We start from the raw sequence: 24,031 nt of genomic DNA on the forward strand, positions 1-24,031 counted from the left end.
TAGTTTGATACCGAATAAATAGGCTAAATATGTCGACGTTACAGCAATCATTAAAAACTACTTTTGGTTTTGACAACTTTAGAACAGGACAAGAGCAAACTGTTACTCAGTTACTTAATGGTGACTCTTCATTAGCAATATTCCCTACCGGCGCGGGGAAATCATTGTGTTATCAATTAGCCGCAATAAACTTACCGCATTTAACCTTAGTCGTTTCTCCGTTACTGGCTTTGATGAAAGATCAGTTGGCATTTTTACATACCAAAGGTATCCCTGCCGCTAGTATCGACTCAACATTATCATTTGAGCAAAGTCAGCAAATTACCCGAGATGTGCGCTCAGGGAAAATTAAGGTTTTAATGGTGTCAGTTGAGCGTTTCAAAAACGAACGTTTTCGTCAGTTTATTGAATCAATAGCCATCTCTATGCTGGTGGTAGATGAAGCGCATTGTATTTCTGAATGGGGCCACAATTTTCGACCTGATTATCTCAAGCTACCGCGTTATCGCCAAGAATTAAATATTCCTCTAGTACTGCTATTAACGGCAACGGCGACGAAAGAAGTTAAACAAGATATGGCCAATAAATTTGCGATATCTGAGCAGCACATTGTCCAAACTGGCTTTTATCGCAATAACCTCGATCTATCAGTTTTACCGGTTGATGAAAATCAAAAGCATCAAACCTTACTTAATGTTATACGCCAATATGACGGTAGCGGCATTGTTTATGTTACTTTGCAGCACAGTGCGGAAAAGGTGGCTGATTTTCTACAGCAGCAAGGACTGCAAGCACAGGCTTATCATGCAGGCTTTAAAGATGATGTTAGGCAGAGCGTTCAGCAAGACTTTATGCAAGGTAAAGTACGTATTGTGGTGGCAACGATTGCTTTTGGTATGGGCATCGACAAAGCTGATATTCGTTTTGTTATCCACTATGATTTGCCGAAATCAATCGAAAATTATAGCCAAGAAATTGGTCGTGCTGGCAGAGATAAACAAAACTCTGCCTGTTTTACTTTGGCGAACCTTGATGGCTTGCATACGGTAGAGAACTTTGTTTATGCGGATACTCCTGAACGTTCCAGTATTGATTATGTTTTGCAAAATATTCGTAGTGAAATGCAAAATGGTCAATGGGAATTACAAGTACTATCGTTGTCAAACGCTAGTAACATCAAACAGTTGCCATTAAAAACCTTACTTGTGCAACTAGAGTTACTTGGTGTTATTGATGCTAAATTTAGTTATTTTGCCGATTTTAAATTCAAGTTTGTCACGCCTAAAGAGCAAATTATTAATAGCTTTAATGCCGAACGAGCGGAGTTTTTAACGCAAGTTTTTAGTTGTGCAAAAATGAAAAAAATCTGGGGGGAGCCTGATTTTGAGTTAATGCATAACCGATATAATGCGCCGAGAAAAAGAATTGTCTCAGCACTTGAGTATTTAGCTGATCAACAGCATATTGTTTTGGAAACGAAAAAAGCCACAGAAGTGTTTAGTATTAATAGCATGGCTTTAGATAGTCGTGACTTAGTTGCACGGCTTTATCACTATTTTGTAGAAAAAGAACAGTCAGAAATTAAACGTATTAGTCGTTTAGTGCAATTTTTTCAAAGTGATCGTTGCTTAACCAAACAGTTGTCAAATTACTTTGATGATAAGCTAGCACCTGAAAATTGTGGGCATTGCTCAGTTTGTCGCGGTCAGGTAGCGATACTACCGTATTCAAGCAATCAACAAAATGTTAGCAGTGAAATGATTGCATTGGCAATTACGCAATTACAGCAGCATTTTTCGACCTTAAAAAACACTAATACAGGATCACCTGAAGCCTTGTCTCTTGAGACCATTTGTCGATTTTTGTCCGGCATGAGTGTACCGTTATTTACTCGTGCTAAAGTACGCAAGTTGAGTTACTTTGGTGTTTGCCAACATATGCGTTATGCCGAGATTAAAGCACAAGTTGTGAACTACTTAGCGTAAATAAGCACATCAAAAAAGGCACTATTCAGTGCCTTTATGTTCAGGGCGAACGGTATGCCGTGATGCCATGGATGGCAAGGAATGACGATGTTCAGCGAGTGCTACAGACTTATGCCTGTTTTTAGATTAGTGGCTATGACCACAACCGCCTTCAGCGTGTACATGGCCATGAGCTAACTCTTCTTCAGTCGCGTCACGTACTGCTAATATTTCAACATCAAATTTTAAGTCGATACCTGCTAGAGGGTGATTACCATCAACAGTGATGTCGTCTTCAGTTACGTCAATAACAATAACGGTTTGTTCGCCTTCATCGGTAGTTGCACGCAGTTGGCTACCCACGGCTAAATCTTCAATACCGCCAAACATATCTTTAGGTACGGTTTGCACAAAGCCATCTTCACGTTGGCCGTAAGCGTTTTCAGCACTTACTTCAACTTCAAACTTATCTCCAGCTTGATGTTCTACTAAGGCTTCTTCTAAGCCAGGAATAAGGTAATGAGAGCCTTGAATTACTGATAAAGGGCTATGATCGTATGAACTATCAATTAAAGTATCTTCGTTATCAGATACGGCGTAATGTAGTACAACAACTTTGTCGTCGGTAATTTTCATATTATGTCCTAGTCAATGTCTGTGTTTAATTTATAAGGTAAGGCAAGTATGGCTAAAGTTGCATCTTGAGACTTAATGCGTAGCTCTGTGTTATCGTCGATATCATTGGCTAAAACACCTTGAATATAGTTGTGTTTATTATCTGCTTGATAAACAGCGAGTACATCACCAGCTTTACGCCAATTTTCGCCAAGTTTCTTTTCAATAATATCACCAATATTTGCAATCATATCTTTGCCTTCAAGGGCAAACAGTGCTCGTTTGTTTTTACCTAAATACTGCATACGGGCAACGGTTTCTTGCCCTAAGTAACAACCTTTAGTAAAACTAATGCCGTTGATTGCTTGTAGGTTTAGCATTTGTGGTACATATTCCGCAACATAGTGTGAAGAAAGTAATGGAAAACCTTGAGTAATTTCGAGTAAATCCCATACTGCATTGCTATATATTGGCAAGTTAAGCTGGGTAGAAATTGTTGCGATGGTTTCTGGGTTATCAATAATAAGGTAGCGACTGATATTACCAGCAAGGTAAACTAAGGTTGTATTATTAACTTGCACAACAGGAGTTAATGAGTCAGGTATTTGTTGAAATACTTCGGCTAATTTAGTTGCCGCTTGTTCACCGGCAACGGCTAAATAAGCGTTGTCACTATCTTGGTTTATTTCTACTTTAGCAAAAACGCCAAATTTTTTCAGTTCAGCTAATGATTGTGCAATTGAACTTTTTGGTTGTAAAAGCAGAAATTTGCTTTGATGTTCGAGTAAACGAAAAGCAGAAAATACTTTACCTTTAGCATTACAGTGCGCGCCATTAAGCAGCTTCTTTTCTGCCAAGTTGTCGACATCGCAAGTTACCTGACCTTGTAAGTACTTTACTTGTTCTTCACCTGAAAGGGTGATCGCAGCTAAATTATCAAGGTTAATGGCAAATGCTGCTGGCAATTCGCTATAACTAGGTAAACTATTATTTATCATGTTGGTCATCCGGCAATATTGCTGAAAAAAGGCTATTACCATCATAAATGAGGACATTTATTCAAATTACAAGCCAATATCTGGTTTTTTCTGCTACTTTACTAGATGAGTGTTGATTAATTTTATGATCAATTCGTGGCTATTTTTACTTCTGATTTGTTAGAATACGGCGAGATTTTACTAAATTAGGGTGATGTATGACATTAACGGATAATAAACCTCGACTTCGTTGGGCTTGTCGACGTGGAATGCTAGAGTTAGATGTGCTTTTTATGCCATTTGTTGAAGAGGCATATGATGATTTATCTATTGAAAATAAAGCTATTTTCGAACGTTTATTAGCATGTCAAGACCCTGAATTATTCGCATGGTTTATGGGACATGAAGCTTGTGAAGATAAAGACCTCAACGCCATGGTGCAGTTTATATTACAGCGAGTTAAAGTATAATATTAAAATATCGCCTTCTTTGCATAGGGCGATATTTAACTTACTATTCTATTTAGCATTTGCTTACCTTTTTTTAGCGATATTCATCGGATTTAAACTTTGGCTTTTTGCTATTATTGGGCTTTTCTTCTGTCTGATTATTTTTTTATATCGACAGCTGCCAAACTCACAAGCAAAGCAATACTTGACGTTACTAACATCAAGTAAGTACCAAACAGGAGATGATTTTGTGCTACTTCAAACTGGTGAGTGTCAATTTGTGGCTCAACAAACGGTGCAGTTATCGGCGAGTTCACAAATTAATTTGTGGGGATACTGGCTGGTTTTTACAGCTAATGATAGTGATTTATCTCAACGGTTTATTTTCAAAGATAGTTTGTCGGCTCAAGATCAAGCGCGCTTGGCGCGCACAATCATGCGTGCAAAGTACCTTAAGGGCTAAGAATGGTTATTTTAGCCTCGGTAAGTAGCTCGGGGTAATCAAGAGTGTAATGTAAACCACGACTTTCTTTACGAGCTAAGGCTGAGCGAATAATCAGTTCAGCAACTTGTACTAAGTTTCTTAATTCTAACAGGTTATTACTAACTCTAAAGTTACAGTAATATTCGTCAATTTCACTTTGTAATAATTCTACGCGATGTAAGGCTCTTTCTAGACGCTTTGTAGTTCTGACAATACCGACGAAATCCCACATAAATAACCGTAGTTCATGCCAATTATGTTGAATAACCACTTCTTCATCAGAATCAGTGACTCTACTTTCATCCCATAGGGGTAGCTTAATACAAGCTTGTTTCGTTGCTAGGCCTTTTTCGATATCAATGGCTGCCGCTCGCGCGTAAACCAAACATTCAAGCAACGAGTTACTTGCCATGCGATTAGCACCATGTAAGCCAGTATATGCAACTTCGCCTATGGCATATAAGTTATCAATATCGGTTTTACCTTGTTGGTTAATCATCACACCACCACAGGTATAGTGAGCTGCAGGTACAACCGGCATCGGTTGTTTGGTGATGTCGATACCAAGTGCCAGTGTTCTTTCGTAAATAGTCGGGAAGTGCTGTTTAATAAAGTCACTTGATTTATGGCTGATATCTAAATACATACAATCGGCGCCTAAGCGTTTCATTTCGAAATCGATTGCCCGCGCAACAATATCACGAGGAGCTAATTCAGCACGCTCATCAAAGCTCGGCATAAAGCGACTACCGTCAGGACGCAGTAATACCGCACCTTCGCCTCTTAAGGCTTCTGTCAATAAGAAAGTACCAGCGTCAGGGTGAAATAAGCAGGTAGGATGGAATTGATTAAACTCCATATTGGCAACACGACAACCGGCGCGCCATGCCATGGCAATACCATCACCGCTAGCCACATCGGGATTTGAAGTGTATTGATAAACTTTACTTGCGCCACCGGTTGCTAAAATTGTTTTTTGTGCAAAGACACTTTCGACGTGTTCGTCATTTCGGTTCCAGACATAAGCACCGATACATGCTCGTTCAGTAGTTGCTTGGTTTTCCTGATAAACCAGATCAATGGCGTTATAACGCTCAAAAATACGAATACGACGGTGGTTTTTGACCTGTGACACCAGTGTGGTTTGAATGGCTGCACCGGTAGCATCTGCGGAGTGTAGAATTCTACGATGGCTATGACCACCTTCTCTGGTTAAATGATAGCGAATATCACCATTTTTTGTCGGCACATCTTGATCAAAATTAACGCCTTTACCAATTAACCACTCTAAGCAACTTTTAGCATTCTCAGCCGTATATTGCACTGCAGCTTCATCACATAATCCGGCACCCGCGACTAAGGTGTCGGCTACATGTGAGGCAACGCTATCATTTTCATCAAATACAGCCGCAACGCCACCTTGCGCATAAAATGTTGAGCCATCGTTAATTTGGCCTTTACTGATGATAATAACATCGGCATTTTTTGCCAAATGCAGTGCAAGCGATAATCCAGCTGCGCCACTACCAATAATTAAAACGTCACAATTGTGTTGTTGATTCATATATTCTTGAAATTGAGGTACAATAGTTGATAACTCAATACTAACTTTTATTGCAGTTACAGAACAGCAGAAAACTATTTTTATAAATAAAATTTAATTTTTTTCAATATTTATCGAACTTTTTAACACAAGGCTAGTCCTACTTGTTGCGTTTGCCATGAGCCAGATGTAAACCAGATGTAGATAAGTTAAATAATGGTGAGTAGGAGATACGGCTCAAATGAGCGAACAGAACGTTGACCAAAAGTTGGTTGAGCGGGTACAACGTGGTGATAAAAACGCATTTAACCTGCTGGTAATTAAATACCAACATAAAGTAGCAAATTTGGTTTCACGCTATGTTAAAAACCATAGTGATGTACCCGATATAGTACAAGAAGCATTTATTAAAGCTTATCGAGCTTTACCAAACTTTCGAGGTGATAGTGCTTTTTATACCTGGTTATACCGCATAGCTGTTAATTGTGCGAAAAACCATTTAGTTGCTGGAGGGCGTAAGCCACCGGGTTCAGATATTGAAGTCGAAGATGCAGAAATGTATGACTCTGGTGATGCGTTGCGAGAAAATGCTTCACCAGAAAAATTATTGCTGACTAATGAAATTAAAGAGCTCGTATTTAAGACTATAGAGCAATTGCCAGAAGACTTACGTACGGCAATTAATCTACGAGAGTTAGAAGGCTTAAGTTACGAAGAAATTGCAACGGTTATGGACTGCCCTGTTGGGACCGTACGTTCGAGAATATTTAGGGCACGTGATGCCGTAGATAAAAAAATCAAACCATTGTTGCAGCAATAATATGAATAGCACTGCTTAATAAATAGTTTTTATTGGTCAGTCGTAATTAATGAAATGTTAGTTTTTAAGGTGTCATTATGAGTGAAAATAAGTTTGAGACAGTGTCGTCGGTTGTTGATAATTATCAGGCCAATGATGAATTATTTGAAGAATTGCTCAATGACTCTGACTTGTCGGCGACGTGGGGACGTTACCATTTAATGGGTGATGTAATGCGTGGTGAAAATTCTGATGTAATTAATTTAGATCTCTCATCGAAAATTGCTACTGCTATTGCAGATGAACCTACTATTTTAGCACCTCGTGTCACTAATAATTTTGCCCGTAAGCTAAAAGCGAAAGTGGTGCAGTTTGCAAAACCGTTTGGCCAAATGGCGATTGCGGCCTCTGCCGCAGGTTTGATGGTGATGGGCGTACAACAGAGTACGGTTGATAGCAATGATGTATTACCCATCAACCAAGTCGTTAAACCAATGCCTTTTGGTGGTATTGCAGAACCTGTAAGTTTAAACTTTGAACCGACTAGTCGTACTAGTGAAAAACAAGCATTTGTCGAGCAACAACGACGTTTTCAAGCACTATTATCTGATCATCAACAGCAAATAAAACTAAGCTCAGTTGATGTTAATAACACAGTTCAACAAGATAAGGCTGAAGATCCAGCTAAATGAAATTAATATCTAGTCTGTTGCTAATGGTTACCATTAGCACATCAGTAGCAGCTGCTGAAAATGAACCCGCTGAACCTTGGCTTGAACGTCTAGCCAATTCATTACAAACGCTTAATTTTAGCACGTCTTTTGTGGTTGTTAAAAACAATCAAGCTGAGCCTTACCATTGGTTTCATGGTGTTGATGAAAATGGTGATGAGTTAGAAATTTTATCTTTACTCAATGGCCCTCGCAGGGACGTATTACGTAAGAAAAATACCGTTAGTTATATCGAACCAGAGTTACCTCCTTATTCTGTTACCTCACAACAAATAACCGGTCCTATTCCGGCTATTTTACGTGGTGATGTTGGTGAGCTCGCTCAAACATATGACTTTATTTCCGTCGGCCGTAGCCGGGTATTAGGTCGGCCAGCACAACTGATTCGTATTGTCTCTAAAGACCCATACCGTTATGGACACTGGTTGTGGTTAGATCAAAAGACCGGCATGCTATTAAAGCTTGCCTTAGTTAATCGTACTGGACAATTACTTGAACAAATACAATTTACTCATCTGGATATAACAGCAGGATTGGGCGAAAGTTTAGTGCAATTACAGCAAACAATATTGCCAAAAACCATTGAAATTCCAGAGGGTTATCAAGAGCAAGAATTACAATGGCAAGTGAAATGGTTGCCAGAAGGTTTTCATCGCATTAATGCTAATCGCCATCGTATGTCAGCGACAAAGAAAGCCGTTGAATTTATGCTTTTTACTGATGGTTTAATAGATGTTTCAGTTTACGTAAACCCAAGTGAAGGCAGTCAACGAGCGACTGACTATGTGATGGATGGTGCGACAGTTGTTTTGAATCAAGTTATTAATGGCTTTGAAGTCAGTGTTGTTGGTAAAATTCCAGCGAAAACGGCCAAAGCTATTGCCGACTCAGTTGTGCTTACACCACAGGTTGCACCATGATCGAAGAACAAGCTACTGTTGTGGCGATTAATGATAATAAGGTTACGGTTACTAGCGATATTAAATCTGCTTGTAGTGGTTGTCAGCAAGTTGATAATTGTGGCAGTGGTCAAGTGGCAAAAGCATTTCCACAAAAAAAACTCTCGATGAATTTAATTTCAACACTGCCGTTGCAATTAGGTGACAAAGTTATTATTGGCTTAAATGAGTCAGCTTTATTATCATCGGCACTGCAAGTATATTTATGGCCATTATTTGGGCTAATTATCGCTGCATGGTGCGGTCAGTATTTGATCAATATAAATTATTTAGCCCATGAAGCTTTTGCTATTTTATTCGCTATAGTGGGTGGTGTTGTTGGTTTTCTGCTGGCTAAAAAACAACAAAATAAATCAGAAAACTGTACAAAGTTAGCACCTAAAATTCTGCGTGTTGATGAACAAAAAATTAGCGTTGTTAATATTAACTAATGTTAGCAAGCTTGATTTCGACTCTTAGCTTGCTCTTCTCGTTTATACCTTTCTTAAAAAAGCCACAATTAACATATATTACTATTATTTAAACTAAGGCTGATAGCTACTTTCAATGATATTGTTGCTAGTCTTAACTAAAGCAGAGTAGCGTCAGTTAGCTTTTAACAATAATTTTATTTTTACTCGTTAGTATAAAAAATGAAATTTACTTCAATGTAGCTTGGTCTTAACTATCATCATATTTATTACGGCAAAAGTAACAGTTTTTTATGGATAGATTGAAAATCAATTCTCTTTCTTATGGCAAATACCGTTCAATCACTATTGGCATTTATCTTATTTTTTACGGACAAGTTGTCAGTGCAGAAGAAACGGATGTTGAGGTGATTGAGGTTTCAGGTCAACGTATTATCAATCATGGTTTTTCTCCAAAAAATACTGCGATCAATGGGCCATTTGGCGATGATTTAGGCTTAGCCGATATCGCGCGTTCAATGACGCCGATCACTAGCGAAATGATGGAGCAGTTAAACATAACTGACTTACAAGACATTTTAGCGGTTACGCCAAGTAGTTATGCAGCCAGCGGCTTTGGCGCGCCAAGCTTACCTACTTTGCGTGGTCAATTAGGTGAACTTTTTCAAGACGGTATGCGCCGTCAAGCTGGTAATAACGGTTTTGGTGTACCGCTATCATTTAACTCAGTAGCTCAACTTGACGTGATCAAAGGTGCGCCACCGGTATTGTTTGGTAGTAGCCAACGCAATGGTGGCTTTGTAAATCTACAATCTAAACGCGCATCAACTGACAAAAGCTTAGCGAAAGTAAAACTTACCGCTGGTCGTTGGGACCAATACAGTGCACAACTTGATATTGCTGCCCCGATTGTTGAAGGTGAAAGTGGCTTTAGAATTAGCGCTGAACATGTTGATAATGGCAGTTTTTATGATTATTCAAGTTTTAAAAGTGACAGCTTTTATGCCGCATTTCGCTTATTACCCGACAGCCAAAGTACATGGGATATCAACTTTGAAGTATACCAAGTTGAATTTACTGACAATGCGGGGATTAATAGACCAACACAAGCATTAATTGACCACGGACTTTATATTACAGGCCAAGGTGTACAACCTAATGGTAGTACTGTACCTGGCGTTGGTGCTGTAATATCACCGACAGGGCAAGTAAAAATTGCTCGTAGTACGGTATTAACCGATCCTGATAATGAAAACGAAGCGAAGACCTTCTTACTTCACAGTATATATACCCGTGAATTAACAGACCAAATACGTTTAAAAAACACCAGCTATTATCAACATTTAACGCGTGATGAAATTGCGCAAAATAGCTTTGTAGAAATTATAGATGGTGCTGATACCGCGCAAAACCGTCTTGAACTCATTAATGACTGGAATAACCAACAGCAAACCACGTTAGCTTTTGACGTGCGTTACAATAAAGTACGCGGTTATAGCCAATTCACCACTGAAGCTGATGATCCTATTGATTTAATCGGTTCACTTGAAAACCGTCGTATCCCATTGACCGCTGAACAGCAATCTAGACTAGTAGAACTTCGTCCTGGCTTATTTGTCTCACCGGGTGGTCAGTATGATATTAATAATGACAACGCCGGCGATTTTTCGTTATCAGATACCACTGACTCAACTAGCTGGCAAACCGGTTTTGCCATTCAGCAAGATAGCCAGTGGAGCGAGCGCTTACGGACAAACTTTGGTTACCGTATTGATTTTTATGATGTTGAAGCCCGCGATCCTATTGCTCCTAACGGACAAATAGCGGCACGAGATAGCATCAATGAAACCTTGCATTCTGGCCAAGCGAGCATTAATTACAAGCTAAATGCTGACTTAACCGTTTATGCAGCAACAAGTTACAACGAAGCAACTTCAAATAGTATGGCCGGTGGCACGTCACTTGGCGCTGATAACTTAATTAGTGAGCAAAACTTTGCCACTGAAAACACACTAAATGAGGTTGGCATTAAATACATTCCAAATGACAGCGCTTGGTACATTGATGGTTCAGTGTTCAATCAACGCCGTAGTTTACGTAATCGCGATGGCAGCAATACCGGTATAAAAACCAAAGGTGTTGAACTGCAAGTGTTTTATGACGCTGCACCTTATTGGTTTAACATAGGATATAGCTACCTTGATGCTCGCTACGATAACTCTTCGAGCAGTCAAAACTCCGGCCAAATTGCTGATGCGTTTGATAACTCTCGCCCTGATATTATTCAAGGTTCTAGCGTAGGTGCACCAAACTTTACCGCCTTTGCTCCGTCTGATCGACGAGTACAAGGCATTCCTGAGCAAACATTAAGTGTTAACGGCGGTATTTACCTTACGGAATCATGGCAAGCTGGTTTTGCCGCTTTATATACTTCAAGTTATCCACTGGATTTTTTAGCCACGGTCAATATACGTGATCAATACACACTAGGTATTAATACGAGTTACCGTATTAATGAACAAACTAAATTACGTTTCGATATTGCTAATGTCACTAACCAGAAAAATTGGCGCCCGGTATTTGAAGGCGGATATTTCGGCTCTACCTTAGTTTTTCCTGAACTACCTGTTCATGCCAAACTTACTTTAACACACAGTTTCTAAGGACAATTTTCATGTTTAAGAAAATACTATTATTAGTTATTGCCATCATGCTTGTGGCTTTGTTTTTTCATTATGATCTTAATCAATTACTGACATTAGAGGGATTGAAAGGCTCAATGGATCAGTTCGGCCAGTGGCGCGAACAATCACCATTATTAGTTGTTGGTGGCTTTTTTGCCCTTTATGTTTTAGTCGCGGCACTGTCATTACCTGGTGCCGCTATTTTAACCTTAGCTGCAGGCGCTTTATTTGGCTTAGTGGAAGGCTTTGTCGTGGTATCGTTCGCTTCAAGCCTTGGCGCGCTATTAGCCTTTTTAGTCTCGCGTTACTTATTACGCGATAGCATTAAAAGCAAATTCCCTGAGCGCTTAAAAGCCATTGATGAAGGCGTGCAAAAAGAAGGCGCTTTCTACCTATTTACTTTACGTTTAGTGCCTGTTTTTCCGTTCTTTTTAGTTAACTTACTGATGGGCGTTACTGGCATAAAAGCTTGGACGTTTTACTGGGTTAGTCAAATAGGTATGCTCGCTGGTACGGTGGTATATGTGAACGCGGGTACACAGTTAGCAGAAATAAACAGCTTATCTGGCATATTGTCAGCTAAACTCATTTTCTCTTTTGTGTTACTTGGGCTATTACCCCTTATTGGTAAAGCGATTGTTAACAAAATTAAACAACGTAAAGTTTATAAAAAATGGCAAAAACCAAAAAGCTTTGACCGTAACCTATTGGTGATTGGTGCGGGTGCTGGTGGTTTGGTAACAAGCTATATCGCTGCGGCCGTTAAAGCAAAAGTAACGCTAATTGAAGCCGGCGAAATGGGCGGAGACTGTTTAAATTATGGTTGTGTACCGAGTAAGGCAATCATTAAAAGTGCAAAAATAGTCGACCAAATTACCCATGGCGAACACTATGGTTTAGAGAACGCTACGCCACAGTTTTCTTTTAAGAAAGTGATGGCACGTGTACATCAAGTGATTGCCGATATTGCACCACACGACAGTGTTGAACGTTACACAGACTTAGGTGTAGAAGTGATCAAAGGCTACGGAAAATTAATTAATCCGTGGACGGTAGAAATTAAGCTTAACGATGGCACCATGCAAACATTAACCGCTCGCAGTATTGTTATTGCCACCGGTGCTCGTCCATTTGTGCCACCATTACCAGGTATTGAAACTAGTGGTTATGTGACTAGTGACACTTTATGGACAGAATTTGCCAAACTTGATACTGCACCGAAAAAACTAGTGGTCTTAGGCGGCGGTCCTATTGGTAGTGAACTTGCGCAAAGTTTCGCTCGTTTGGGCTCACAAGTAATACAAATTGAAATGGCTGAGCGCATCATGATCAGAGAAGACCTTGAAGTCTCTGAATTTGCTAGCCAATCATTACAAAAAAGTGGCGTGAATATTTTAACTTCGCACCAAGCTTTGCGTTGTGAACAACGTGACGGTAAAAAATTCATCATGGTGAAAAACCTTAAGCACGAACAAGGTTCAGATCAAGAAGAAGAAATGGCCATTGAATACGACCAGTTACTATGTGCTGTTGGCCGCTCTGCGCGCTTGAAAGGCTACGGTCTTGAAGAGCTAGGAATAGAAACTAACCGTACTATTCAAACCAATGAATATTTAGAAACCTTATACCCGAACATCTTTGCCGCAGGTGACATTGTTGGTCCTTACCAATTTACCCATGTTGCCGCTCATCAAGGTTGGTACGCTGCAGTTAATGCTTTATTTGGCACCTTTAAGAAGTTTAAGGTCGATTACCGTGTTATTCCATGGGCAACCTTTATTGACCCAGAAGTTGCACGTGTAGGCATTAACGAACAAGAAGCCATTGAACAAGGTATCGATTATGAAATTACCCGTTTTGACTTTGAAGAGTTGGACCGAGCAATTACCGATAGTGCGGCCAATGGTTTTATTAAAGTGATCACACCTAAAGGTAAAGATAAAATACTTGGCGTTACTATTGTCTCTGAACATGCCGGTGATTTAATTGCTGAATTCGTATTAGCCATGAAGCATGGTTTAGGCTTAAATAAAATTTTAGGCACGATTCACAGCTACCCAACGTGGGCTGAAGGCAATAAATACGCCGCAGGTGAATGGAAGCGTAATCATGCACCAGAAACCGTTTTAAGCTGGTTAGAGAAGTTCCACACGTGGAGAAGAGGTTAATAGCCATGAAGAGTTTAATAGCGAAGGTTAACTTAAACAAAGCACGGTCAACAGCAATACTAGCAATGACAAGGGCTAAATCTTTATCATTAGCTGTGTTGTTGCTGCTGAGCACCGTTTTTAGCGCCGTTACAACGGCGCAAGAAGCCTTGCATCAACCATGGCAGGCTTTATTAACTCAACACGTTTTGCCAATTAATGACGGTCATTCAAGCCAAGTAAATTATGCCGGCATGAAAACAGATCATGCAAAGCTAACGGCTTATTTAACAGCGCTTGGTAATATTGATAAGCAGACATTTCAGCAATGGCCTGCACCTCAGCAATTGTCGTTTTTGATCAACGCTTACAATGCATGGACAGTTGAGCTTATTTTAACGGCTTACCCTGATATTAAGTCGATAAAAGATCTGGGTAGTTTTTTTAGTTCGCCATGGAGTAAGAAGTTTATTGTGTTACTTGGTGAAACACGCAGCTTAGATAATATTGAGCATGAGTTAATTCGTGGTGATAATAAATATGCTGACCCACGTATTCATTTTGCCGTTAACTGCGCCAGCATTGGCTGTCCTGCTTTGCGTGAAGAAGCGTATAGCGCTGACGAACTAGAGCAACAGCTGACTGAGCAAACGACACGCTTTTTAAGCGACAAAAGCCGGAATCGTTTTAATGAAGATACAATGGAGCTTTCCGCTATTTTTAAGTGGTATGGCGATGACTTCAGACAAGGCTTTCGTGGTAGTAACTCTTTACCTGCTTTTGTATTGCTCTACGGTGAAGCATTGAACTTAACACCAGCGCAACAAGCACGATTAACGTCAGAAGATATCGATACCAATTTCTTGAATTATGATTGGGCGTTAAATGCCGTTAGGTAAAGCGCCGCATTTTTCTAATCGATGTTTGAGTCGCCAAAAGAGTCGTTTTTCGACGTCTTTGGCGACTCGCCTTTTTCAGCGTTGTTCATATCAAAGCATCATTGGCTTAACCCTTCAATCTATCGATAAGCTTATGCCAAAAACAAAAAAAACTCATGATTTAAAAGCACTTTTGGCTAACTTATTTCTGCCGACATTAAAACTTTCCACACGGCTTAGTCTGTGCTTTGCCTTAATGTTTATTACCTTGTTGTCGACAGCATCATTAAGCTACGCCAACAACTCGCTTAAGAGCGTTTCTACAACAGATGTTAGCATTAGCACTGAAAATAAAGCAGAAGCTACAGCGGATAAAAACAAAGCACAATATATTGTGGCTGAAGTAACTAGTGCTAATAATTCTCTGACACAAAAAGAGTGGCACTCGCTCGAAAAGCTAGCAAAAAACAAGGCCGTTTACTTTCACGCTTGGGGCGGTGATCCACAAATAAATAGCTACATTCAATGGCTTGCTAAACGAGTAAAGCAAGAATATAACATTCAATTACAACATGTAAAACTCACCGACACCAGTGAAGCCGTTAGTCGTGTTTTAGCAGAAAAATCTGCCGACAATCATCAGCAAGGACAAGTCGATTTAGTCTGGATCAACGGCGAAAACTTTGCATCTATGGCAAAGTATCAACTATTAGCGCAAGGTTGGGTTGCACAATTGCCTAATTTCTCGTTAACAAACCCAAGTGAGAATGAGGCAATGACCCGTGATTTTGGTTTGCCGACTCAAGGTATGGAAGCACCTTGGGGACAAGCATCGTTAACCTTTTATTATACGCCAGTCATTGCACGCAATCAGAGTAGTGCAACAGATAAGAGTAGCAATGCCGAAAACTTAGCAACCCCAACCGTTTCTTATCAAAACAGTATTCGTCACGCGCCTAAAAATATTAAACAGTTGCTCACTTGGACAAAGAAAAACCCAGGGCGTTTTACTTACCCAAAACCACCAGATTTCTTATCACTGAGTTTTTTAAAGTATGCGTTGATCACATTAAACCAAGATAAAAGTGAACAAGTGAAATCGACTTTATATCAAGCAGTAACGCCGCAAAGCCAAGATGATTTATTACCTGCTCTCTGGTCATTTTTAGATGAATTACATCCAAATTTATGGCATCAAGGACAATATTTTGCGGCCAGTGGCACGGCATTACAAAGGCTAGTTGGTGACGGTGAGATAAATCTCGGTTTTACTTTTGCTGCTGCGCAAATCCCTGCATCAGTTGATCGCTATAACTTACCTGAAAATACCCGCAGCTTTGTTATGGAAGATGGTAGCTTAAGTAATATCCATTTTGTCGCTATTCCCTATAACGCGAGTAATAGCCATGCTGCGAAAGTCGTGGCCAATTTTATGCTCAGTGTTGAGGCACAAGCTAAAAAGCAACAAGCGACAATGTGGGGCGACAGCACGGTATTGGATGTATCACAATTAAGTCCACAACAACAATTAATGTTTCGCACTGATCAACAACATCCGAGTGCACTGCCTGTCAGCAGCAAAATCATCGCGTTAAGTGAGCCACATCCTAGTTGGTCAAAGCTCATAAGCCGTGAATGGCTAAAACGTTATGGGGCGCAATAACGCATGAATAAACCATTAACCAGCAACACGAAAATGCACGACAGGCTTTTTAATGCCATCGTAAGCTTCAGTCCCAAATTATTGGTCGCTATATTAGTGTTGCCAGTACTAGGCGGCTTGCTTGGTGTGATTTTACCGGCATTTGGTTGGTTACCAGCATTAGATAAAACTCAATTTGGCGTACAAGGCTTTCAGCAATTAATGCAATCACCGGGCATAACACAAATGATAGGCTTGAGTTTTTTCAGTAGCCTTATCAGTGGCTTGCTTGCTTTTACTATCACACTGTTATTGTTAGCGAATTACTTTGATAGCCCTTGGTTAGCACGCATTCAGCGTTTGTTAGGACCTATTTTAGTTATTCCTCATGCGGCAGCAGCCATTGCGATTGCCTTTTTGATCACGCCATCTGGCATGATCGCCCGCTTATTTTCACCTTGGTTAAGTGGCTGGCAAAGCCCCATTGATTGGTTATTGCCTCACGACCCCTACGGTATCAGTATTATCATGGGCTTAACGTTAAAAGAGTTACCCTTTTTATTACTAATGACCTTAAGTGCGATTGCTCAGCCAGATCTCAATATCAAACTACGCGCACAATACCGTCTTGCGCTTAGCTTAGGTTACTATCCCATGACTGCATTTTTCAAAGCGGTATTTCCGAACATTTATCCGTTAATGCGTTTGCCCCTATTAGCCATACTCGCCTACGGCAGTGCCAGTGTAGAAATGCCTTTAATACTTGGTCCTAATACGCCGCCAACTTTAGCGGTAGCAATTATGAATTGGTTTCATGATGTTGATTTAAGCTTGCGTATCAAAGCATCTGCTGGTGCCTTATTACAATTGCTGGTGACCGTGTCTGTGCTGATCACTTGGTGGTTATTAGAAAGGTTAACACTTGCGATAAGCTGTAAAAGCTTAAGTAATGGCCAGCGCAGCTATGGTGATGCCTTATGGGCTAAAATCATCAATGTTTTTACTGTTTTGCTGATCAGCTCGATTGCTTTAGCATTACTTGGTTTGGTATTTTGGTCATTTGCTGGCTACTGGCAGTTCCCCTTAGCCTTACCTGAACAATGGGTATTGTTACATTGGCAATCAGCCTTGTTGCAAGTACAAACGCCAATGATAAATTCACTGTCTATAGGTTTAGTCGCCACAAGCATAGCTGTTATTTTAACCTTGCTGAGCCTAGAATATGAAAAACAAAACGGCATTCAACTTTCACGCTTTAGCAGTTTAATTATATATCTGCCGCTAATGATCCCCAGTATTGCTTTTCTATTTGGCTTAGTTTGGCTACAAGAAACCTTGCACAGCAAAACCACTTTCATTAATGTGGCTTTAGCACATTTATTGTTTGTTTTACCTTACGTATTTTTGTCTTTGGCTACCAGTTATCGTCGACTTGATCCACGCTACGCACAAGTAGCCGCAAGTTTAGGTGCCTCACCAGTTAAAATATTTTTACAGGTGAGTTTACCGCAATTGTTAATGCCAATTTTAATGGCGAGCGCCTTAGGGCTGGCCATTAGTTTTAGCCAATATTTACCTACATTGTTAGTTGGTGGAGGCCGAATTAATACCGTGACCACAGAAGCCGTTAGCTTAGCCAATGGCGACAGTCGCCGGACAAGTGCGGTTTATGCACTAATACAAATGTTATTACCCGCAATAGCTTTTTCTATTATTTGGTTAGTATCGACACGGCAAAAAAGACAAAAAGCGCAGGCAAATCGCGATAATAAAACAGCAAGATATATCAGCAAGGCTAACCTATGAGCAATTCTTTTGAGACCAACAGTCTCCAGTTAGAAAACCTAACCATAATGCGCGATAAAGCCGCGTTATTATCACTAAATGAAACGATAAAAGGTGGGGAAGTATTAACCATCATGGGTCCTTCTGGTAGCGGAAAATCAACATTGCTCAATTGGCTTACCGGTATGCTACCGAAAGGTTTTCAAGCTGAGGGCAGTGTTCATCTCAATGGCCGTGATATAACACAAGTGGCGAGTTACCAGCGCCACATCGGTTTATTGTATCAAGACGCTTTATTGTTTCCGCACTTGTCAGTAGCCGAGAATATTGCTTTTGCGATGCCCAAAGGTGATAAAAAAGCACGTGCGCTAAAAATTAGTTTTGCACTGGCTGAAGTTGGTTTAGCCGGTTTAGACAACCGTCAACCTGACAGTTTATCTGGTGGACAACAAGCACGTGTCGCACTATTACGGGTATTACTTAGTGAGCCTAAGGCGATACTATTGGACGAACCCTTTAGTAAATTAGATAGCCAATTACGCCAAGAAACTCGTCAGTTAGTATTTGAGCAAATCAAACAATACCAATTACCTGCTATTATGGTGACCCATGATGAATCAGACGCTATAGCGGCTAATGGTAAAGTTATTCATTTGTCGGCAACTTAATGACAGCATGAACGTAGCTCAGGTTTTAGTTTTAGTCCTAGATTTAAATTTAAACACAATAGAAGCACAACATAAGTAAGAAGAAGATCTATGCTAGATAAATATATCACTCCCGTTATAAGACCCTTATTACAACCTATCGTGAGTTTATTAGATAAACGCCAAGTAACTGCAGATCAACTAACGGTATTTGGCTTTATCATTGGCATGTTAGCGGTGCCTTTATTGGCTTTAAATCTATGGTATTTCGCCTTAACCGCTATTGTTTTAAACCGCATACTCGATGGTTTAGACGGCGCGCTAGCTCGCCATCAAAACAACAGTACCAGTGCCGGTGGCTTTTTAGATATTTGCCTAGATTTTTTATTCTACGCTGCCATCCCATTAGGTTTTGCTTTGGCGAACCCTGAGCAAAATGCTTTAGCTGCTGCCGTATTATTAGCGGTATTTATTGGCACAGGTTCAAGCTTTTTAGCGTTTGCAATTCCGGCAGAAAAATTCAATTTAGACAAACCACAATTCGCTTACAAAAGTTTTTACTATTTAAACGGCTTGACCGAAGGCACCGAAACCATTCTTATCTTTGTCGCCTTTTGTTTATGGCCGCAGTATTTTTCTGAACTCGCTTATGCTTTTGCTTTCTTTGCTGGCATCACTATTGTTACACGAGTTTATGGCGGCTATCACACGCTAAAAGCGCACAATCTAGACCAAGCCGACGTTGCCAGCCCAAGTACTGACACAGAAATATCTGGAGCAGATAAATAAATGACCGATGCCAGTTTTCGTCTCAGTATATTCTTCACTATTTTATTAGTCATGCTCGTGCTGGAAAGCTGTTTTCCAGCGCGAAAAAGTAAACTAACGAAACCTGTACGTTGGTTAGGCAATTTTTCGCTATTAATTTTATCGTCTATCGTCGCCCGATTATTAATTCCTATTGGCGTTGCCGGTATCGCCTTATATGCCTCGACAGAGGGCATAGGCCTTTTTAATATCATTAACTTACCGACCTGGCTCAGTATTACGTTCAGTGTTTTGTTATTAGATTTAATGATTTATTGGCAGCATCGAATTTTTCATCTTGTGCCTATGCTATGGCGTTTTCACAAGGTTCATCATGCTGACAGTCATATCGATGCCAGCACGGGCTTACGCTTCCATCCGGTTGAAATAGCCTTAAGTATTATATTGAAAGCTTTAGCTGTGCTGATACTAGGTGTGCCCGCTACTGCGGTGATTATCTTTGAAGTTGCCCTTAATGGTTTCGCCCTGTTCAATCATGCGAATATTCGACTACCACGTTGGTTAGAGCTGCCACTTCGCACCATACTTATTACCCAAGTATTGCATCGTATTCATCATAGCCAGGTCGTAAACGAAACCAATAGTAACTATGGTTTTAGCGTTAGTTGGTGGGACAGAATGTTTGGCAGTTATAAGTCACAAGCGCAAAAAAGTGATGAAGACTTAGATATTGGTCTTAAAGAGTGGCCAGCGAAAAATTCGAACGCTTCATTACTGATGTTATTAATTATGCCGTTTAAGAAATAAAGGTCTCAAAAATGTCTTTTAATACGATAAAATCCTTCATTTGAACGCTTATCTAGTGACATAAAACAAAGGCGAGCAATCGCCAATCATTTCGATTATAATGCTAAGAATTTTATTAAACCATTCAAAAGCCATCAAATGCTAATCAAAGTATAGAAGCTGCTTTGTGGTACTCTAGCAGGCTCCTCAGAGAATAAATCTGCTACAATGACGGAAGAAACCTTTAAAAATGAAGCACATACGTAACTTTTCAATCATTGCCCATATTGACCATGGTAAATCAACATTGTCTGATCGTCTAATTCAACATTGTGGTGGTCTACAAGAACGTGAAATGGAAGCCCAAGTACTTGATTCAATGGATATTGAACGTGAGCGTGGCATCACCATTAAAGCGCAAAGTGTTACTTTGGACTATAAAGCGAAAGATGGTGAAATTTATCAATTAAACTTTATCGATACACCAGGCCATGTTGATTTTTCTTATGAAGTATCTCGCTCTTTAGCATCATGTGAAGGTGCTTTGCTTGTTGTTGATGCCGGACAAGGGGTTGAGGCACAAACTGTAGCGAACTGTTACACCGCGATTGAAATGGAATTGGAAGTCATTCCTATTTTGAATAAAATCGATTTGCCACAAGCAGACCCTGAACGCGTTAGTGAAGAAATTGAAAATATCATTGGTATTGATGCAACCGGCGCTGTGCAGTGTTCAGCTAAAACCGGTATCGGTATTGAAGATGTTTTAGAAACTATAGTGGAAAATATTCCTGCACCAGAAGGTGATCCAGATGCGCCACTACAAGCGCTTATTATTGATTCATGGTTTGATAACTACCAAGGTGTAGTGTCATTGGTTAGAATCATGAACGGTCAGGTGAAAAAAGGCGATAAAATGGTGGTGATGTCGACCGGACAAAACCATATTATTGACAAAGTCGGCATTTTTACGCCGAAGCAAACGGATACGGGCATATTAAAAGCGGGTGAAGTAGGTTTTATTATTGCCGGTATTAAAGAAATTCATGGTGCACCAGTGGGTGACACTATTACTATTCTTAAAAAAGAAGCAGATAAAGCCTTACCAGGCTTTAAAAAAGTTCAGCCGCAAGTTTATGCCGGCATTTTTCCGATCAGTTCAGATGATTATGAGAACTTTCGTGATGCCTTAAATAAATTAAGTTTAAATGACGCGTCGCTATTTTTTGAGCCAGAAAACTCTTCTGCACTGGGTTTTGGTTTCCGTATTGGTTTCTTGGGCATGTTGCATATGGAGATTGTTCAAGAGCGTCTCGCCCGTGAATACGATCTTGATTTGATCACGACAGCACCAACGGTAAATTATGAAATAGCTTGTACCAATGGCGATATTATTTCAATTGATAACCCGAGTGACTTGCCTGCGACAAACAATATCGAAGAAATTCGTGAACCGATTGTGCAAGCCAATATTTTGGTACCTCAAGAGCACTTAGGTAATGTTATTACCTTATGTATTGAAAAACGTGGTGTACAAAAAGATATTATTTATCACGGTAATCAGGTGGCAGTAACTTATGAGTTACCGATGGCTGAAGTGGTGATGGATTTCTTTGATAAATTAAAATCAACCAGTCGTGGCTATGCTTCGCTTGATTATCATTTTGTCCGTTTTGAAGCGGCAGATATGGTACGTGTTGATGTGATGATCAATGGTGATCGTGTTGACGCGCTAGCTATGATCACGCATCGCGCGAATTCAGTACCACGTGGTCGCATGTTAGTTGAAAAGCTTAAAGAGCTTATTCATCGTCAAATGTTCGATATTGCTATTCAAGCAGCTATCGGTAACAACGTAATTGCTCGTACTACGGTTAAGCAACTTCGTAAGAACGTAACGGCTAAATGTTACGGTGGTGATATTTCTCGTAAGAAAAAATTACTACAAAAACAAAAAGATGGGAAAAAACGTATGAAACAAGTCGGTAATGTAGAAGTTCCACAAGAAGCGTTTTTAGCCGTACTTAAATTAGAAAATTAATTAACTAAGCATATTTATGTATATGCAGTTAAGCGAATTTAGTTAATTAAAAAGACAGTAGGAATAATATGGCAGTTTACTTTTCGATACTTTTAGTCATAGTTACCGCAATTAGCGGTATTATTTGGCTGGCCGATAAATTTTATTTAGCACCACAACGACAACTTAAACTGGTTGCTGCGCAAGCACAATGTGAAAGTGATTTAAGCGAAGGAGTCGTTGAAAAAATTCTTGAAGCTCCTGTTTACATTGATACACCAGTACAAATTTTTCCGGTTATCGCTTTTGTTTTGATCTTACGCTCGTTTATTTATGAACCGTTTCAAATACCGTCTGGCTCTATGATGCCAACGTTACTTGATGGTGACTTTATTTTAGTGAATAAATTTAACTATGGTTTACGCGATCCGGTCGCTCGACATAAGTTTGTTGAAGTGGGTTTACCAGAACGCGGTGATGTTATTGTCTTTAAGTATCCGGTACAACCAAAAATCGATTTTATAAAACGCGTTGTTGGTTTACCTGGTGATAAAATTGTTTATCGTAATAAAAAGCTATATATTCAGGCCGCCTGTCAAGATGCTGACAAAGAATGCCCTAAATTTGAACAAGTGATTCAAGAACTGAATAGTGAAGATGAAGCATACGGATTAACACGTTATACCGCTAAAATGCCAAATAAAACTCATGATATTTTGCTTGATGATACTGTATCTGCACAACAGCAAGCAGCATACTTTTGTAGTGTAGCTGAAGGAAATATCTGTTTTCAATCAGGCACTAAACAAGATGAGTTTTTGGTTCCTAAAGGACATTATTTAGCTTTTGGTGATAACCGAGACAATAGTTCCGATGGTCGTTTCTGGGGCTTTATACCAGAAGAAAATTTAGTAGGTGAAGCAGTAGCGATTTGGATGAGTTTTGACTTTGAACGTACCGAAGCTGACTTCTTGCCTACTTGGATCCCAACCGGCGTACGCCTTTCTAGAATTGGTGGAATTGAATAACCGTGTTACACAACCCAGCAGCCATCGCGCGATTAACTAAAAAAATAGGCTATAGCTTTAAAGAGCCTAAGCTATTATTACAAGCGTTGACACATCGAAGCGCTAAAGGGTCTCATAACGAGCGTCTAGAATTCTTAGGGGATTCGATCTTAGGCTTTGTTATTGCTGATTCTTTGTATCAAAAATTTCCAAAGCATGCCGAAGGTGATTTAACTCGTATGCGTTCAAGTTTAGTTAAAGGTGTTACTTTAGCTGAGGTTGGTCGTGGTTTTGAGTTAGGTCAATACTTGATTCTCGGACCTGGTGAATTAAAAAGTGGTGGTCATCGAAGAGACTCTATTCTCGAAGATGCTATTGAAGCGATTATTGGTGCGGTCTATTTAGATTCTGACTTAGCAACATGTCAGGCGCTTATACTTAATTGGTTCGAACAGCGTTTAGCTGATATCAAACCAGGCAATGAACAAAAAGACCCAAAAACACGCTTACAAGAATATTTGCAAGGGCGAAAAATACCTTTGCCGCAATATGACGTAATTAACACCACGGGGCAATCACATAATCAGCAGTTCACTGTACGTTGTACAACAAGCGTACTTGAGAAGGAAGTGATTACTAAAGGCAGTAGCCGACGCAAAGCTGAGCAATCTGCTGCTTTGCAGGTTTTAGCATTAATCGAACAAGCTAAATAGCTTGTTCGACATTTAAGTTGATA

General features: G+C 39.9%; 21 protein-coding genes. 18 read left to right on the plus strand and 3 right to left on the minus strand.

The genetic code is table 11. From position 1 onward, the window contains the following. The first annotated feature begins 29 nt into the window (after positions 1–29). Complete coding sequence (locus tag FGD67_RS16245) at positions 30–1,985, plus strand: ATP-dependent DNA helicase RecQ (protein WP_257172130.1); 1,956 nt, start codon at positions 30–32, stop codon at positions 1,983–1,985. A gap of 126 nt (positions 1,986–2,111) precedes the next feature. Here the strand turns inward: FGD67_RS16245 and FGD67_RS16250 are convergent, their stop codons facing one another. Continuing rightward, complete coding sequence (locus tag FGD67_RS16250; protein WP_257172131.1) at positions 2,112–2,600, minus strand: peptidylprolyl isomerase; 489 nt, start codon at positions 2,598–2,600, stop codon at positions 2,112–2,114. Between the two features lie 8 nt (positions 2,601–2,608). After that, positions 2,609–3,577 (minus strand): tRNA-modifying protein YgfZ, encoded by a 969-nt coding sequence (ygfZ, locus tag FGD67_RS16255; RefSeq protein WP_257172132.1) that lies wholly within the window; start codon positions 3,575–3,577, stop codon positions 2,609–2,611. A 197-nt stretch (positions 3,578–3,774) separates the two neighbouring features. Between ygfZ and FGD67_RS16260 the strand changes: the two genes are divergently transcribed. After that, positions 3,775–4,026 (plus strand): succinate dehydrogenase assembly factor 2, encoded by a 252-nt coding sequence (locus FGD67_RS16260; protein WP_257172133.1) that lies wholly within the window; start codon positions 3,775–3,777, stop codon positions 4,024–4,026. Continuing rightward, positions 3,959–4,468 (plus strand): protein YgfX, encoded by a 510-nt coding sequence (locus FGD67_RS21840; RefSeq protein WP_306556762.1) that lies wholly within the window; start codon positions 3,959–3,961, stop codon positions 4,466–4,468. Before FGD67_RS16260 ends, FGD67_RS21840 begins: the two co-directional genes overlap by 68 nt. On the opposite strand, the gene nadB is transcribed toward FGD67_RS21840, so the two are convergent. Beyond that, positions 4,458–6,053: an L-aspartate oxidase gene (gene nadB / locus FGD67_RS16270; protein ID WP_257172135.1), complete on the minus strand. Its 1,596-nt coding sequence runs from the start codon at positions 6,051–6,053 to the stop codon at positions 4,458–4,460. The two genes, FGD67_RS21840 and nadB, sit on opposite strands and share 11 nt — an antisense overlap. A 220-nt stretch (positions 6,054–6,273) precedes the next feature. Here nadB and rpoE point away from each other — a divergent pair, with 220 nt between their 5' ends. The 15 genes from rpoE (at position 6,274) to rnc (ending at position 24,008) form a co-directional block, all read left to right on the plus strand. Then, positions 6,274–6,852: an RNA polymerase sigma factor RpoE gene (gene rpoE / locus FGD67_RS16275; protein WP_257172136.1), complete on the plus strand. Its 579-nt coding sequence runs from the start codon at positions 6,274–6,276 to the stop codon at positions 6,850–6,852. 77 nt (positions 6,853–6,929) lie between these two features. Further along, the gene (locus FGD67_RS16280) at positions 6,930–7,523 is read left to right on the plus strand and encodes a sigma-E factor negative regulatory protein (protein WP_257172137.1); all 594 of its coding nucleotides are present in this window, start codon (positions 6,930–6,932) and stop codon (positions 7,521–7,523) included. After that, a complete protein-coding gene (locus FGD67_RS16285; protein ID WP_257172138.1) occupies positions 7,520–8,482 on the plus strand; it encodes a MucB/RseB C-terminal domain-containing protein in 963 nt (320 codons plus the stop codon). The genes FGD67_RS16280 and FGD67_RS16285 overlap by 4 nt, the downstream gene beginning before the upstream one ends. Then, the gene (locus tag FGD67_RS16290; protein ID WP_257172139.1) at positions 8,479–8,952 is read left to right on the plus strand and encodes a SoxR reducing system RseC family protein; all 474 of its coding nucleotides are present in this window, start codon (positions 8,479–8,481) and stop codon (positions 8,950–8,952) included. The genes FGD67_RS16285 and FGD67_RS16290 overlap by 4 nt, the downstream gene beginning before the upstream one ends. A 272-nt stretch (positions 8,953–9,224) precedes the next feature. Then, entirely contained in the window at positions 9,225–11,594 is a 2,370-nt protein-coding gene (locus FGD67_RS16295) for a TonB-dependent siderophore receptor (protein ID WP_257172140.1), read from the plus strand. 11 nt (positions 11,595–11,605) lie between these two features. Then, complete coding sequence (locus tag FGD67_RS16300) at positions 11,606–13,783, plus strand: FAD-dependent oxidoreductase (RefSeq protein WP_257172141.1); 2,178 nt, start codon at positions 11,606–11,608, stop codon at positions 13,781–13,783. A 65-nt stretch (positions 13,784–13,848) separates the two neighbouring features. Next, complete coding sequence (locus FGD67_RS16305) at positions 13,849–14,661, plus strand: DUF547 domain-containing protein (protein WP_257175142.1); 813 nt, start codon at positions 13,849–13,851, stop codon at positions 14,659–14,661. Continuing rightward, on the plus strand, positions 14,648–16,303 hold the full coding sequence (locus FGD67_RS16310) for an ABC transporter substrate-binding protein (protein ID WP_257172142.1): 1,656 nt from the start codon (positions 14,648–14,650) through the stop codon (positions 16,301–16,303). The genes FGD67_RS16305 and FGD67_RS16310 overlap by 14 nt, the downstream gene beginning before the upstream one ends. A 3-nt stretch (positions 16,304–16,306) precedes the next feature. Next, positions 16,307–18,088, plus strand: a complete 1,782-nt coding sequence (locus tag FGD67_RS16315) for an ABC transporter permease (protein WP_257172143.1) — start codon at positions 16,307–16,309, stop codon at positions 18,086–18,088. Next, complete coding sequence (locus tag FGD67_RS16320; RefSeq protein WP_257172144.1) at positions 18,085–18,735, plus strand: ATP-binding cassette domain-containing protein; 651 nt, start codon at positions 18,085–18,087, stop codon at positions 18,733–18,735. The genes FGD67_RS16315 and FGD67_RS16320 overlap by 4 nt, the downstream gene beginning before the upstream one ends. Before the next feature lie 90 nt (positions 18,736–18,825). Further along, on the plus strand, positions 18,826–19,503 hold the full coding sequence (locus FGD67_RS16325) for a CDP-alcohol phosphatidyltransferase family protein (protein WP_257172145.1): 678 nt from the start codon (positions 18,826–18,828) through the stop codon (positions 19,501–19,503). Then, positions 19,504–20,289 carry a sterol desaturase family protein gene (locus FGD67_RS16330; protein WP_257172146.1) on the plus strand — a complete coding sequence of 262 codons (786 nt, stop codon included), beginning with the start codon at positions 19,504–19,506 and terminating at the stop codon, positions 20,287–20,289. It abuts the gene before it with no gap. A 229-nt stretch (positions 20,290–20,518) separates the two neighbouring features. Then, complete coding sequence (gene lepA, locus FGD67_RS16335) at positions 20,519–22,309, plus strand: translation elongation factor 4 (RefSeq protein WP_257172147.1); 1,791 nt, start codon at positions 20,519–20,521, stop codon at positions 22,307–22,309. Positions 22,310–22,377: 68 nt separating this feature from the next. Further along, on the plus strand, positions 22,378–23,316 hold the full coding sequence (gene lepB, locus FGD67_RS16340) for a signal peptidase I (RefSeq protein WP_257172148.1): 939 nt from the start codon (positions 22,378–22,380) through the stop codon (positions 23,314–23,316). A 2-nt stretch (positions 23,317–23,318) separates the two neighbouring features. Continuing rightward, positions 23,319–24,008: a ribonuclease III gene (gene rnc, locus FGD67_RS16345; RefSeq protein WP_257172149.1), complete on the plus strand. Its 690-nt coding sequence runs from the start codon at positions 23,319–23,321 to the stop codon at positions 24,006–24,008. The last annotated feature ends 23 nt before the right edge of the window (positions 24,009–24,031 follow it).

It is taken from the genome of Colwellia sp. M166, assembly GCF_024585285.1.
Lineage (GTDB): Bacteria > Pseudomonadota > Gammaproteobacteria > Enterobacterales > Alteromonadaceae > Cognaticolwellia.